Below are 14,939 nucleotides of genomic sequence, written 5' to 3'. Positions count from 1 at the left end.
GCATATCCTTTCCGGCTTAAATATTATAAATATCAGTTTTATATTTACCCAAATTCTCCCTAAAAAAAACAATGGTCTCTTTTAATCCTTCAGCTAAAGAATACGTCGGTTTCCAGCTGGTCAAATTGATGATCTTTTCATTTGAGCCCAACAGTCGATTCACTTCGCTTTTTTCCGGACGCAATCGCTCTTCATCGCAAATGATTCGTGCTCTTGGATTAATCTGCCTGATTAGTTCCTCAGCCAGTTCACCAATTGATATTTCCAGCTGAGTTGCGATATTGATTTCTTCACCTATGGTTTTATCCTCTTTGGCAATTGCCAAAAAACCAGCCACAGTATCCTTGACATAATTAAAATCCCGAGTTGGCGACAGTGAGCCAAGATGAAGTTCATGCTTACCCGTGAGTAGCTGCGTAATAATCGTTGGTATAACCGCTCTCGCTGACTGCCGGGGACCATAGGTATTAAACGGTCTGACAATGGAAATTGGCAAATTGAAACTGCGATAAAATGATTCCGCCAACCGATCCGCACCAATTTTTGTCGCCGAGTAAGGGGACTGCCCCTGAAACGGATGGTTCTCATCAATGGGAACGTACTGGGCTGTCCCATAGACTTCGGAAGTGGATGTTATCAGTACCCTTTGCGTTTCCAGTTCTCTCGCCGCCTGTAATACATTTAGAGTTCCTTTGATATTGGTATCCACATAGGTATCTGGCGAATGATAAGAAAAAGGAATGGCAATCAGTGCTGCCAGGTGATAAACCATATCGATTCCTTTCATCGCCGCTCGCACTCCATTGGGATCACGAATATCCCCTGCAATCACTTCAATTTCTTTCATCATTTCTCTAGGGAGTGTATCCAGCCAACCCCATGTATTAAAAGAATTATAGTATACAAATGCTCTGACTTTCTGTCCCCGTCTGACCAACTCCTCGACGAGATGACTGCCAATAAAACCATCGGCACCAGTGACTAAAACATTCTTCATCAATACCACCTACGCAAATTCCCGGATCACATTATCAAACACCTGCATGATTTCGTCATTTAAATTCATATCGGCATAAAGCAGATCGATAAATGTCTCCGTTGGCTTAATTACACTTCTTATTTTTTTTACATGATTCTTTTCCGTTTTAGTTTTTTGAATTTCATTAAAGAGAATCCCGTACTCCACCCGATTTATTGGCAAGGCAACCATTTTAAAGAAGTCATTGTCTTCCATCACTTTAATCTGTTGATCCATTTTCAGGTGGGTATGATGGGCTTCCTTTTCCTGATTTCTACGGGTTAGACTCTGTAGCACCAAGAGGCAGTTTTTGATTCCTGAAACCAGCCCCTGATACTCTTGATAAGCCGTTTTGAGCCGTACCAACTGAGAAAGGGCGTAAGCTTTATCATATTTTTTTGTCTGCTTCACTTGGTTTAGCGGATGTTCAAAAATATCGGCTTTTGTTAATAACTCAGCAATCAGCTGGTTTAGGGGTGTGAAAATGGATCCTTCAATCTTTGCTCCGTCAATGGTGGTGTTCACGACCTTCACCTGGTATTTACTGATTGTATGCTCTAGTTGTCGTTTCATTATTAAAAAGGATTCTGTGGTTTTTACCTGCCCACCATCAACACTTTCAGTGAAAATTTCACTAGAATGCAATACCATTTCTTGAATTTCCCCGATGATATGCTCGATTCCGCTTGAATAGCTTTTTTCTTCGGTGTAGGCAAGGTTCTGTCCAACCAGAATGATTTGCGAAAAACCGAGTTTAAAAAGCAGCTCCAAGGTGACGACCGCAATGGATGGAGCATCACTAACCATGTCAAGCGGTTCTCCATTTTCCGATTGCAAAAAATACGCCGCCACTGTATCCTGATTGGTAAGCATATGATATTTAGGTCCCAAATACTGTTCAATAACCTCGTAACCAACACTTGAACCAAAAATCATTGGTATTGTATCAACTCCCAGTTTATTAATTCTATCAAAAACTACTTGATTTTTTTCGGATGGGTCATAGGTGCAGATAGCATCTGGCTCAACGCCATGATGAATAAGTGTATTAATGGCCGATCCAACTGAAAAGATATAAGCCAGTCCTTCTTGCTTGATTTTTTTAAGGTTTTCTATTTCCAAATCAAGAGATGGCCCTGCTGCCACTAAAAGAGCACTTTTTTCTTTACAAAAATCATGATTTTCCAACAGAATGTTTGGGGTCTGCAGCACCACTTTAAAATTATTGACACTATTGATAATCCATCTTTTTTTATAAGTTAAATCAGTGTATAAAGAGGAGCGCTGTTCTTTAACAATTCGCTTGAATTCTGAAAGGAAGACACTGTACTCTACCTTGAAAATCTGCGGATAGGCTGGTAGTTCACAGATTAACAGTTTTTTTTCTTTTAACTGCACCGATTTTGTGTACAGGGTGTCAGCCTGATTGCCACATTGCAGCAGCATCAGATTTCTGCCGATACTTTTTTTTAGGATTTTATGATCAAGATAAGAGGCAAAAATGTCAGCTGAAGGTTCGATAATCGAATAGCTTGTTTGCGGATACTGGGATATAAAGGCCTCAATATGATAGCCAAGGCCAATTCCATAAAAAACAACATGGCTAACTTCATCGATAACCTGATCAGCTGACAATTTATCAACAATCGTTTGGGCTTCCCGCTGGGGATTATATTTGCTGTGGACATAAATGGCCTTTCCATTCCCACTATACTTCAAGGTCAAGTTTCCGTCTTTGGCTTCTTCAACAAAAACCTTTGAAACGGGATCTGATTCCTCCCAACTTTTAACAGCCTGATAAACTGCCGGGTATGCTTCTCTTAAAAACAGGATATTATCAGCTAACATGAGCCCCTCCTGTCGGAACAAGGAAACGCAGCTTTTCCTCAGCTGCTTCAAAAATTGGCAGGATTTCATATAAAATCAAGTCCCCGATCAAGACATGGTCTTGATTCAGCATGGCCTGTTCAAGCTCTTTGATCTTGTCATTTAAATCCACCAGGGTCTGAACATATTCGTTCCAGATGTCATAATTTAGAATGAATACATGCAGTTGATCAATCTGATCGATCCGATTCATGGTATTCAAAAGCCAGCCGAGGCCTTCAAAAAGCTCGGCCAGACGCTTCCAGGCATCGGGCCCCGGCGATTGATAATAGGCCTCGGCCAGGGGTTTTAAGAGTCCTAGAGCATTGCCGATATAATCAAAGGCTGAATTTAAAGTCTCTTCAATCAGCGGCTTCAATTCCAGGGTGATGGCCTCAACTTCAGCGATTGTCTCTATCTGGCCACTTAAATAGTCTTCATAATCCTGATAGACAACCACCCCATCAACAAGCAGGTGGGACAACTCAAGGTTATCTTCTGCCAGTACCTGGATGATTGCTGCCAGGAGCGGTTTTACTTCACTGACAGCATTTTTAAATTCTGTATTTTTTTTATTTATAATAAGCCTCATCTTTTTACCTGCTTTCACATTTCTGTTAATACTGTTATCGACAAGAATTCGATTTTTTTGAGCAAAACAAGTCATATTTAAAGTATAGAGGGATTGTTGCTTTTTGTAAAGAAAAGCTTGATTTTTCTGCGAAAAAAAAACCACCCGAAGGTGGTTTTGAAAAGTTTTGACTATTGTAATAATTGAAGCACGCCTTGTGGTTGTTGATTAGCCTGAGCCAGCATTGATTGAGCTGCCTGAGAAAGGATATTATTCTTGGTGAATTCCATCATTTCTTTAGCCATATCAACGTCACGAATTCGTGATTCTGCGGCTGTTAAGTTTTCAGAAGAAGTACCTAAATTATTAATGGTATGCTCTAAACGATTCTGGAAAGCACCCAGACTTGATCTTTGCGTAGAAACAGCTGTAATAGCCGTATCAATTGTTGTGATAGCAGCGTTTGCCCCACTCTGTGTCGTTAAGCTGAGACCCGCTACACCTAACGCAGATGCTCTCATGTCAGAAATTGATACATCAAGGTTTTGTTCCGAATTTGCACCTATATGGAACTTAATCGAACCAGCAGAAATCTGTACATCAGTACCATCTAAACCATCTTCGGAATAGGCCGGATTCGTTGTAATCGTAATTCCCAAATCTGTGAAGTTAAGCTGGTTAGCACCAGAGCCTATATTAGAAATAGTTTGGCTTCTACCCGCTCCATTATCTAGAGTAACGTTTCCACTTGACGCTGTAATAGTATATGTACCTGAAACAGCGCCAGTCGTATTAATTGTTGCTACTCCAGATACTCCAAATGCAGTGGATGCGCCACTCACTTTACTACCCAATCCTCCATTAAGTAATTTTTGAGTATTAAACTCGGTATTGTTCCCAATTCTGTCGATTTCTGCGGTTAACTGATTGATTTCAGCTTGGATCTCATTTCGATCTTGAGTGATATTCGTATCATTAGCAGACTGTACAGCTAATTCGCGCATTCTTTGAAGAATTGAATGTGTTTCGTTTAAAGCACCTTCAGCAGTTTGAAGTAACGAAATCCCATCGCTTGCATTAGTTGACGCCTGATCCAAGCCTCTAATCTGGCCACGCATTTTTTCTGAAATTGCCAAGCCTGCTGCGTTATCACCAGCACGATTAATTTTCAGACCTGAAGATAATTTCTCTAACGATTTTGTGGTTGCCGCATTGTTGGATGTTAACTTGTTATAAGTATTCAATGCTGTAATGTTATGATTGATTCTCATTGTTTTTTCCTCCGTTTTTTTATTATTCTTTAATTTGTAGGCCTTCCCCCGTACGCAAGGTCCGCCAAATTATAAGCTTTTTCGCTCTTGTTATTAATATCGGCTAAGTTATCTCTTACTTTAGAGATTTTTTAACTTTTTCTTGAAGTTTTTTAATTGGCCTTTGTTAATAACACGATCTTTCTTGGTTATATTTATTATCGGCTATTGTGCCGATGAGTTTAGATGTTTTTTCTCTGAAAATAAAAAAAAAGAAAAACCAATCTCAGCTTTCAAGTAAACTTGAACTATGATCAGTTTTTCCATTATTAAACGTTATACTTTTTCATCCAGCAACGGTGCAACCGAACCATTAAGCTGTTTTTCAAACACAAGCGGCGGTTTATAATTAGGGTCAGCACTGGGCGGCACATAGATCGGCCCCCCGACATATTTAATCACAACATCGGCCCTCTGGGTAACGACCAACTCCAGATCAGGAGGCATAAACTCCGTCTTAAAATTATCAACCGTCGGCATGGCACTGGGTAAGGAAGCCATCGGAATACTGAGTTCCATATTGGCGTACTCAGAATCAAGCTCACTTTCCATTTTTTTTGCCATCGAATTAATGCTGCGATTGGCCTGAGTAAAGCGGATTGCCCGGGAATCCCCATCTTCCATTTGAATATTCAGTTTTAAATTGCCGTCATCACCAATCTTGGCTGTTGCGGTATAGGTTGAGTTATCCCAATTATAGGTAGAGCTGGGAACAAAAGAATCCTGAAGGTTGATGCGAATTGGCTGAGTCTGAACCGGCTGTGCTTCAATCTGGTTATCAGATTGACGATTTTGGGAATGAACGGATGATAACGCTAACGGTTCCTTCTCAACATATTCGATCTTAATTGGGACGGTTTCAATCGTAATTAATTGTTCCATAACCTCCTCCTTTCTTCCTCATTTAAGACATATAGTCAAAAACGGACTGCTGAACCACACTTTGCCCCATTTGCAAAGCCGCCTGATAAGCAACCTTCTGACTTTGAAAAGCGATATAGGTAAAAGCAGCGTCAACGCCTTCAACCTCCGTTTGCCGTTCCTGCAAGTTGAAATTTTGGGTTTCATAGCGGGTCGTCATAAATTCCAAATACTGGGTTTTTGCGCCAATCTCCGTCGTTGTCTGATACGCTTTTAAGCTATTCTCTTTAAATAATCCATATAAACTGTCAACAGTTTTTGATGAATAAGCACCGTCTGACTTTTCAAACTCCGTGGCAATGCGACCCAATAAATCATAGAGATTATTTGATACATCTTCACCCGATACTGCGGTCGAATTTTTTCCCATTCCGATAAAACTCAGACCTGGGAAGGAATAGTTAAAAACCGAATTCCGATCGACTTCCCCAGTGGTTTCGTCAAATTTAACGCCAAGGCCGATATCCACATACATACTGTCATTCTCCAGTTTATTCGCCTCAGTTGAGCCTTTTACAAGATCATCCAAGTTGACACCGTTATACTGAAGTTTTCCACCTACAACCTCGAAGGGTTTCTGATTATTGGTGCCACCAAAAAGATAGGTACCGGTAATTTCGGTATTCATAGTTTCCAACATCTGTGATTGAATAGTGCGCAACTCAGTGGCAATGATCTTCCGATCTCCTTTACTGGTCGTACCATTCATTCCCTGCAATATTTTATCAGTGGCTTCTGCCAGCGATGATTCAATTTGACCTAACGTCGTTTCCGAGTTGGTTAGAAATCCATCGGCATGTTGAATATTATCCCGATATCCCTCTACCTTAGCCAGATTCCGTCTGATTTGATACCCTCGTACCGCTGATGACACATCCTCCGAGGTTTTGGCATATTTTCGTCCGGTTGCCACCTGAGTATTCAGTTTATCCAAATCAGATGACAGGCTATTTAAATTGGTGGAATACTTTGAGGTCATCATTCGATAGGTAATTCGCATAAATTCACTTCCCTTCCTGTTATAATCGTTTTATATCCGTTCTCATTCTACGGTAATCAGACACCCATCCGATTAATAATCGTGTCGAGATTTTCATCCAGTACGTTAAAATACCGCACCGCTGCTCCGTAAATCTTCTGGAAAGCTGAAAGGTTGATTCCTTCTTCATTGAGAGAAACCCCAGAGACTGAGTCTCTGGCGTCGGAAATGGTCTGGAACACATTGGTGGCAGTTTTAGAAAAATTGGTATATAACTCCACATCAGTACCCACTTCACTGACCACACTGGTCATGTATTCATTAAAGGTTCCGCTTAAAATGGTATTACCATCACTGTCCTTAAAATCAATTTTACTGCTCATATTTTCAATCATTCGCAGCACATTGTCAGAACCTGCCGGCGTTGCTTCATATCCAGTCGGAGTCGGATCAATTGCCGGATTACGGGTGGTATTAATATAAGATGGGTTACTGAGCCAAGCCGTTGACACCTGTATGTTTCGGGCAGTCAAATTTGCCGTTGAGGTACCGGAAGAGTCGGTAAAGAGATTCTTGGGATCGGTGCTATAATCATTGAGCACATATCCACCTGATCCATCCGATTCATAGATTTCACTGTTTAATTTATTCATCGTATCAGCAAACTGTTTGGCAAAAATATCAATCTTTTCATTATAATAATAAATGCCCTTGGCATCATTCTCCATTGCGCTGGCAAAACTGCCCTTGCCGTTGATGATACTTAAATAACCTTCAAGCTTGCCGTCGGTGACGAGACTATTGGCGTCATCTCTTAAATTGCCAACAGTATCGGTAATTAAAAGTTTTACATCAAGAGGATCGGTGGTGGCATCCAGACTCATTTCTGCGTACTTATCATTATCGACAATCAAAATTGGTTCGCCACCGCTGGGGTTTTCAATGGTGATGCGATAATGAGGAATGGAGAGGTTCTCCGAAATCCGATCAGCGGGAGACATGCTAACTTTGACGTTAGAAACCTCTGAAAGCTTATCAATCAACAAATTGCGCTGATCATACAGTTCATTGGGCGTATTGCCGTAAATCTCTTCCCGTTGAATCTGTTCATTCAGCGCTGCAATATTTTTAACATAGGTATTAAATTCACTCTTAACAGTAACTTCCAGGTTTTCGGTTTGCTCAGTACGAATTTCATCCAATTGATTGGCATACATGTTAAGCATCTGGGTGACTTTTTCGGCAGCGGACCTCACCACCTGGGCAATGTCCGAGCTGGTTGGCGTTTGTGACAAACTTTGAAGGTCGTTGATATAGCTGGACAATTCCCCCTGGAGGGCTTCGGCCGAAGCTTCATCAAAGACATCTTCCAGGTTGCTAAGACCCTTAACCATGGTTTTATAGCGGTTGTTTTCGGAATTCTGATTGCGATACCGGGCATCAATATAAGGGTCACGAAGCTGAGTGGTACCGGTGGCTTTGGAGCCAAGGCCGGTTGAAACCACTGGTGTTGCATATTTTTCAACCTTTCCACTGGTGGTCACCGACACAATATCGACCCGTTGGCGGGTGTATCCTTCGGTATTAACATTGGAAATATTATTTCCCACGATATTAATGCTAGCCTGGCTGGTATCCATGGCCCGACTGGCTATGTTATATGATACAAATGTTGCGGTCATATCATTTCTCCTTAATCTATTTTAAACACTCTTTTCAAAAGCGCTGGGAAGTTTAACACTGCCCTCTTCTTTTCCATCTTCGCCATACGTCATTTTATCCTGTTTTGCTTTAAACTGAGCAATACTTTTATTGACGGTATGCAGTTTTGTCTGGAGCAGGGTCTGACATTTATCTTTATAAAACTTAATTTCTTTGGCTGTTTCTTTAAATTCGGCCAGCAATTCTTTAAATCGTTTTTGTTCTTCTTCGGGCAGCTGTTTAATCACTTCTGAGATGTTTTCACCACTGACACCCAGTTTTTCCATGTAGGTGGCAACATCCTGATCAAATGTTTTAATTTGATACAAAAATATCTGCTGATGATTAAGGTTATCATTTAGCTCATCGATGCTATTGCTCTGAATCAACATCAATTCGTCTTTGAGTTTAGGTATGGTATCCCGATGAAGCTTAATAACCCCGAAAAGATAGTTATAAAAACTATCGAGTGTTTCTTGATATTCTGTTGTTTCAAGCATATTAAGCCTCCTCGAATCAAGTTCCCGACTGCTTCAAAGGGCCGGGAACTTATTTTAAAATCGCATCGACCAGATCACTGGTGGCTACGTGATAGGTACCGTTTTGAACGGCAGCTTTAAGCTCGCCTAAACGGTCTGAATCTTTGACGGTGACGTCATACAAAATGGCTGATTTAGCAGTGGCAACCCGACTGTCTTCAAAAGATGCACTGCGACTGTTGGAAATGTCGGTGCTGTCGGTTTTAGCAATAGGATTTTTTTTGTTTTCAGCATTAACACGACGGGCTGATTCAGTGGCGGTATCCTGGCCAATTTTGGCTTGAACGGCGGGATTATTGCCGAGTGAAATTTTCATGACTTTACCTCCTTTATAGGATAATCTATTTTGTTAAAATTTGTCTGAATTTTGGTGATATTTCTGCTTGTTATACTTATCGTCATTATAAAAGAAAACTTTAGCAAAAGAAAGAAAAATAATGATGGCGGGATGAAGAAAAAAATCCAGACAGCCTCGTAAGGTATTGGTGTCTGGATTATTAGGTGCGGGGTATGGCGGGCGATCTCGGATCGCCCCTACGGGATGAAGTGTTACGTTGGTTTTTTATTATTGCACTGGTGGTTTTGGTTCGTAGGGGCGGGTAGTACCCGCCCGGGCAACGGCATGATTTTTTGATTAACATTCGATTTGACATCGACGTTGTGGGCGATCTCGGATCGCCCCTACGGGATGATGCATTACGTTGGTTTTTTATTATTGCGTTGGTATTTTTTAGTTCCTAGGGGCGAACCGTGTTCGCCCGTTACCAGCATCGGCCTTATTTCGACAAAAATCGGATAATTTCGTCGGCAATGCGATCAAGTGGCAATTGTTTGTCAACAGCACCGATGTTATAGGCCACCATCGGCATACCGTAGACTACCGAAGATTTTTCGTCCTGACCGATGGTGTAGGCTCCGGTTTTTTTCATCTTCAGGAGACCATTTGCGCCGTCCCGGCCCATACCTGTGAGAATAACACCCACCGACTGTCTCCCGGCCACAGCCGCCACTGAATCGAAAAGAACATCAACCGAGGGACAATGTCCACTGACTTTTTCTTCCTGGGTGCATTTAACAATGTAACCGGTACCCCGTTTGGCCAGACGCATCTGGAAATTACCGGGGGCAATCAGAACCCGGCCGGGCCTTAAGGCATCGCCGTCCTCGGCTTCTTTAACTTCCAGTTCGCAGGTGTTATTCAGACGCTCGGCATAGAGTTTAGTAAACACCGGGGGCATATGTTGGACAATGATAATCGGAGGCATATCCCGGGGCAAACTGGAGATTACCGTATGGATCGCATCGGTTCCGCCAGTGGAGGCACCAATGGCAATGATCTTACTCATCGTATCAATGCCCTGATTGGTTACCGTTCGGCTTGGTGTATAGTCGCTTTTGCGATTGCCAACCTTGGCGGTGGAGGCAATTTTTATTTTGATAATCAGTTCATTAACAAAAGATGCCATCCCCCCGGGGCGGGTGACATTGGGTTTGGTGACAAATTCCACGGCTCCGGCGTCTAAAGCATCGAGAACGTTTTTGGAAACCGAGCTGACGACAATGACTGGCAAGGGATACTGCGGCATCAGTTTTTTTAAGAATTCAATGCCATTCATTTTGGGCATTTCAACGTCCAGGGTTAAGACGTCGGGCTTTAGTTTAATGATCAAATCTCTGGCCATGTAGGGGTCAGTTGCCGTTCCAACGACTTCAATGTCAGGATCTTTCGATATTTCCCTTGATAAAGACTCACGAAAGACCAGGGAATCGTCTACGATCAGCACCTTAATTCTTTGCTTAAGTCTCATCACGGATCCTCCACTTATTTTTCTTCAAGCAATTCTTCAATCACTTCGATTTCTTCATTCTTCAGCAGGCGTTCACAATCCAGCAATAATTGAACCTTGCCACCAGCTTTACCAATCCCTTTCATAAAGCGATTTTCAAAGCCGGTTTTGTTGGATGGCGGTGGCGCAATTTCTTCATCGTCAATGGTCAGAACCTCTTCCACGTTATCGACAATCAGGCCCACCGAAACCGCTTCAATATCAATAACCACAATACAGGTACGGTCATTATAGTCCACCGGTTCTTTGCCAAACTGCAGACGGACATCAAGCACCGGAATAATTTTTCCCCGCAGATTGATGATCCCTTTAATGTAGGTCGGTACCTCCGGAACCTTGGTAATCGACTGCATTCCAATGATTTCAGTTACATATTTTATTTCAATGCCAAATACTTCATCTTCTAAGGAAAAGGTTAGAAATCTACCGTGCTGAGTATCTTCTTCCAGATTGTAATTATCTACAACATTTTCTGCCATTATAAATCTCCTCTTCAAATATTTTTTAAAGTTTTCATTGTAACCATTATACTTGAAACGCCGAAAAAGGTACACCCTAATTTATTCATCTCTTTAACAAAATTCTTGTTCTCTTTTTACCCTGATTAATAGCGTTTAAACTTACTGTGAATGATGTGTAAATTTATATTCAAAAAAATGCTGAGCACAACGTGTTCAACAAATAATTAGTTATCTTAATTATAACCACATTAATCAATTAAAGGATCTTGAAAATTGAACTAATCGAATTATTCAAGTAGTGTGCGGGCGATCTCGGATCGCCCCTACGAAATAATACTATATTCAACTGAACTAGCTTTAAAATTCCTCAATCCGGCGATTCAGAGACTGTATCTTCATAATTCCCGTAGCCAGATCAAAATATTGGGTTCGTCCAAAATTTAGTCCCGTATCTTCGGCCAGAATGGGAATCCGTAGTTGGCTTAATACCTGCTTGACGCAAAGAATATTGCGCTCCCCGATGGCGCCCAGCTTGCTGCCAGGCTGAACCTCAAACATTTGGGCTCCACCAGCAATTTTTGCAACGATGCGGTTATTGCCGCATCCGGCTCGTTTCATCTCGTCTACCAGATCCACAATGGCAGTATCTGCAAATTTTTTGCGATTGATGTCCTTATTTGAAAAATTAGTACTGTCCGGTAGCATAATATGCGATAAACCGCCAACCTTTGTGACTTTGTCATACAAACATACGCCCACACAGGAACCCAAAGCATAGGTGACCAATACTTCCGGGCCTTTGGCTAATTTATAATCCGATATTCCAATTACAATTGCCTGACTCATATTTCCAGCCCTAGTTTTTGCATAATCGTTTTTAATGTATTGATCTCGGCAAACATAATCATGTTGCTCTTTAAATCGTTGGTTTCGCCCAGGAAATTTTCTTCAATAAACATTAATTTGTCACCAATTGCACCAAATTCAATAATCGGCACACTCATCAGAGCCCCGACCATGTCGATGGCCACATAGGGAACGGATACCTCAATGGTCAGCCCAGTTAAGGCCGAAATGGCATTGACATAGGATGAAGCCAGAATATTTCCAATTTCTTTGATGCCGGAAATCTTCATTTCGCTGAGTCCTTCTTCGCCATCATCTTCACCCACCAGAATGTCCATAATACTTTTTGCATCTTCCACGTTAAGTAAAAACATAATCATCCCGTGAGCGTCGCCGCTGAAATTGACCAGCACCGCTACTGTCATGGTTTCGGCCCCGCCCAGATTGGCAACTGCCTCATCAAAACCGGTGATCCGAACCGAGGGAACACTCATGTCCACCTTTTCATCCAGGATTGTGGCCAGCGCTGTGGCCGCATTGCCAGCCCCGATATTACCGATCTCCCGGAGCATATCAATTTGCATTTCATTCAGTTCATCATAGTTCTCGAACAAATTTATACCTCTTTCTCCTCAATCATTTTTCTCTTTATTACAGCATTCCGTTTATAATCGTATCGTTGTCCCAATATATTTTGCAGTGATCCAGGCTGTCGAATTCGAATGAAAAGGGCATTTCGCCAAAATAAATCCGGGTGCCCCGGTAGAGTTTTCGTTTTGCTGAAACTGATCCGTAATAAGAGACACTGGCTCTTTTTTTGACATAAATAATGGCATCTTCTATTTCAGCTATTTCTTTTTTCAGATTCAGTAACTGTCGGTCAATCTGTTTTTTCAGAGTGGCGATCTGTTCCATGGCGGGGCTGTCGTGTTTACGACTGAGCATGTCCTTCTTTTCCTGAGCCAGCAACAGCGCCGTTACCTGGGCTTCTTTTTCGCCGCTATCCGCCAGCTGCTGCCGGACTTCTGCCGCCTTTGCGCTTAATCGGTCGATTTCATCCTGATCAATGATTTTTTCTCCCAGAATCCGAATAATCGTGGGATATTCCCGATCATTTCCAATATCCCTGGCGACCAGCTCACCCAACAATTGTATTTCACCACCAACCACCAGTTCTTTACTGCCAGATAGATAAATATTACCATTACAGGTGATTTTGCCATCAATAATATAATCCACGGTAATATCACCGTCAACGTGCAAAACAGCATTTTCGATGTAATTGCAGCGGAGATCCTGACCGACGATCACATCTCCGGAGCTTCCACCATAGATACCCTTGGCAATGACCACATTCCCGGCAGCCTCGATTTTAGCATCTTCAACGACCCCTTTAATGATCAGATTACCCCCGGCTTTCACCGAAAAGCCGCTGCTGACATCCCCATCAATGGTCACGTCTCCAGGGAAATTAATGTTGCCGGTGGAAAAGTCGATATTCTTACGAATGTGCATCATCTCATCAATATTAATGGTATTGATAAATTTGATAATACCGTCACAGTCTGCCAGCAGTTTGGATTCATCGGCAGTCAGGCTGGTATTTTTGCCAGCTGGTATCTGGGGCTTTCTGCCTTTGTGGGCCGGAATCACCTGTCCATAAAGGTCTATCCCGTCAATTCCCGGAGTTTCTTTGGTAATCTCGCATAAAACCTGCCCCTTTTTTACCATCTGAAAATAATTAAGATTTTTATAATCAATGGTTTCATCTTCGCTGTATTCCGGTTTATAATCAGCGTCTTTTTTTACCAGCAGTTTGACGACCCCATCATTCCCATCAATCGGGTCAGTCGCTTCGGCGACCTTGATCCGAATTTTGTAGATCGGTCGCTGGGCCAGCTTTTCCACCGCACTTTCGATAATCCCGTGGACAATCTGGTTCTCAGCCAGAGCGGCCAGTAACTCTTCTCTGGTAAAAACGGTGTTGCCTTCTTCCTGTTTCTCCAGTTTGATAAAAGCCTGTTTTTTATCATCACTGACACTGACTTCAATCAAGGCTGCATGTTCTGTTTTGGCATTCTCCTCACACATAATCCATCCCCTTTTCCCTACGCTTTTTCTTTATTTCATCTTATTTATCTAAGTTGATTTACCGTCTTTTCCATGTCATCCGTGGATTGAATGATTCGTGAATTGAACGAAAAAGCACTGTTGGCCTGAAGTACTTTAACCATTTCCGAAGCTGAATCGGTCGCTGACGATTCAATATAGCCGGTTCTGATAATGCTGACGTTGTCTAACTGAGCGGCGCCCGAATCGGCCGTTGGTGCAAATTGGTTGGCACCTAACAATTCCAGACCATAGCGATTAGGAAATGAAAAAACACCGATTAATTCACTATCATAGCCAGCAGTGATATTGATTCGGTTGTTGTCTTTCCCCAAGACATAGTTACCGCTGATATCCACCAGATATTTTTGATCACCTTCGACGCTGGCGTGAAAGACGCCATCCCGGGTATAGGTAACGACATTTGTTTCCCGATTAAGAATTCCGAAAAAGCCGTCACCTTGGATGGCACAGTCCATCTCTCTTCGGGTGGGTTCCAGTTCCCCCTGGGTAAAATCAATCCCGATTTTCTGTACTTTGGCACCGTGTCCCGTACTGATGTCAGCACCGGCTCCACCGTTGATGTTTTCATATAAGAGCGATGCAAAAGCCACCACCTGAGGTTTAAAGCCCAGGGTATTAATATTAGCCACGTTATTTCCAATTACATTTAAGGTATTTTGCTGGCTGATCAGGCCCGTTTTTGCTGCATAAAATCCTCTAATCATGCTCGTTTTTCTCCTTTTTCGTTCCGGTATTAGTTATCCGAAA

The 14,939-nt window shown here is 42.1% G+C and carries 15 protein-coding genes; all 15 read right to left on the bottom strand.

Annotated features, from left to right (window positions below; all coding sequences use genetic code 11):
- Positions 1-16: 16 nt before the first annotated feature.
- Positions 17-997 (bottom strand): NAD-dependent 4,6-dehydratase LegB, encoded by a 981-nt coding sequence (locus ACWI_RS13310; RefSeq protein ID WP_070371918.1) that lies wholly within the window; start codon positions 995-997, stop codon positions 17-19.
- 9 nt (positions 998-1,006) lie between these two features.
- Positions 1,007-2,866, bottom strand: a complete 1,860-nt coding sequence (locus ACWI_RS13305; RefSeq protein ID WP_070371917.1) for a motility associated factor glycosyltransferase family protein — start codon at positions 2,864-2,866, stop codon at positions 1,007-1,009.
- Positions 2,856-3,476, bottom strand: a complete 621-nt coding sequence (locus tag ACWI_RS13300) for a hypothetical protein (RefSeq protein WP_070371916.1) — start codon at positions 3,474-3,476, stop codon at positions 2,856-2,858. Before ACWI_RS13300 ends, ACWI_RS13305 begins: the two co-directional genes overlap by 11 nt.
- Positions 3,477-3,646: 170 nt before the next feature.
- Positions 3,647-4,726 (bottom strand): flagellin N-terminal helical domain-containing protein, encoded by a 1,080-nt coding sequence (locus tag ACWI_RS13295; protein ID WP_070371915.1) that lies wholly within the window; start codon positions 4,724-4,726, stop codon positions 3,647-3,649.
- A 315-nt stretch (positions 4,727-5,041) separates the two neighbouring features.
- Positions 5,042-5,647: a hypothetical protein gene (locus tag ACWI_RS13290; RefSeq protein WP_070371914.1), complete on the bottom strand. Its 606-nt coding sequence runs from the start codon at positions 5,645-5,647 to the stop codon at positions 5,042-5,044.
- Positions 5,648-5,669: 22 nt separating this feature from the next.
- The gene (locus tag ACWI_RS13285) at positions 5,670-6,686 is read right to left on the bottom strand and encodes a flagellin N-terminal helical domain-containing protein (RefSeq protein WP_070371913.1); all 1,017 of its coding nucleotides are present in this window, start codon (positions 6,684-6,686) and stop codon (positions 5,670-5,672) included.
- A gap of 56 nt (positions 6,687-6,742) precedes the next feature.
- The gene (gene flgK / locus ACWI_RS13280) at positions 6,743-8,347 is read right to left on the bottom strand and encodes a flagellar hook-associated protein FlgK (protein ID WP_070371912.1); all 1,605 of its coding nucleotides are present in this window, start codon (positions 8,345-8,347) and stop codon (positions 6,743-6,745) included.
- Positions 8,348-8,368: 21 nt separating this feature from the next.
- Positions 8,369-8,866: a flagellar protein FlgN gene (locus ACWI_RS13275; RefSeq protein ID WP_070371911.1), complete on the bottom strand. Its 498-nt coding sequence runs from the start codon at positions 8,864-8,866 to the stop codon at positions 8,369-8,371.
- A 49-nt stretch (positions 8,867-8,915) separates the two neighbouring features.
- Positions 8,916-9,221 carry a flagellar biosynthesis anti-sigma factor FlgM gene (locus ACWI_RS13270; RefSeq protein WP_070371910.1) on the bottom strand — a complete coding sequence of 102 codons (306 nt, stop codon included), beginning with the start codon at positions 9,219-9,221 and terminating at the stop codon, positions 8,916-8,918.
- A 460-nt stretch (positions 9,222-9,681) separates the two neighbouring features.
- Positions 9,682-10,713: a protein-glutamate methylesterase/protein-glutamine glutaminase gene (locus tag ACWI_RS13265; RefSeq protein ID WP_070371909.1), complete on the bottom strand. Its 1,032-nt coding sequence runs from the start codon at positions 10,711-10,713 to the stop codon at positions 9,682-9,684.
- A gap of 14 nt (positions 10,714-10,727) precedes the next feature.
- A complete protein-coding gene (locus ACWI_RS13260; protein ID WP_026395950.1) occupies positions 10,728-11,231 on the bottom strand; it encodes a chemotaxis protein CheW in 504 nt (167 codons plus the stop codon).
- A 339-nt stretch (positions 11,232-11,570) separates the two neighbouring features.
- Positions 11,571-12,059 (bottom strand): chemotaxis protein CheD, encoded by a 489-nt coding sequence (locus ACWI_RS13255; protein ID WP_070371908.1) that lies wholly within the window; start codon positions 12,057-12,059, stop codon positions 11,571-11,573.
- Positions 12,056-12,673, bottom strand: a complete 618-nt coding sequence (locus ACWI_RS13250; protein WP_084633694.1) for a chemotaxis protein CheC — start codon at positions 12,671-12,673, stop codon at positions 12,056-12,058. The genes ACWI_RS13255 and ACWI_RS13250 overlap by 4 nt, the downstream gene beginning before the upstream one ends.
- 37 nt (positions 12,674-12,710) lie before the next feature.
- Positions 12,711-14,150: a FapA family protein gene (locus tag ACWI_RS13245; RefSeq protein ID WP_070371907.1), complete on the bottom strand. Its 1,440-nt coding sequence runs from the start codon at positions 14,148-14,150 to the stop codon at positions 12,711-12,713.
- A 44-nt stretch (positions 14,151-14,194) separates the two neighbouring features.
- A complete protein-coding gene (locus ACWI_RS13240; protein WP_070371906.1) occupies positions 14,195-14,896 on the bottom strand; it encodes a flagellar hook-basal body protein in 702 nt (233 codons plus the stop codon).
- Positions 14,897-14,939: the final 43 nt, after the last annotated feature.

Origin of the sequence: Acetobacterium wieringae (assembly GCF_001766835.1) — a bacterium.
Taxonomy (GTDB): domain Bacteria; phylum Bacillota; class Clostridia; order Eubacteriales; family Eubacteriaceae; genus Acetobacterium; species Acetobacterium wieringae.
Note: the sequence above shows the minus strand (reverse complement) of the source record. Positions and strands in the feature narration are given on the sequence as shown.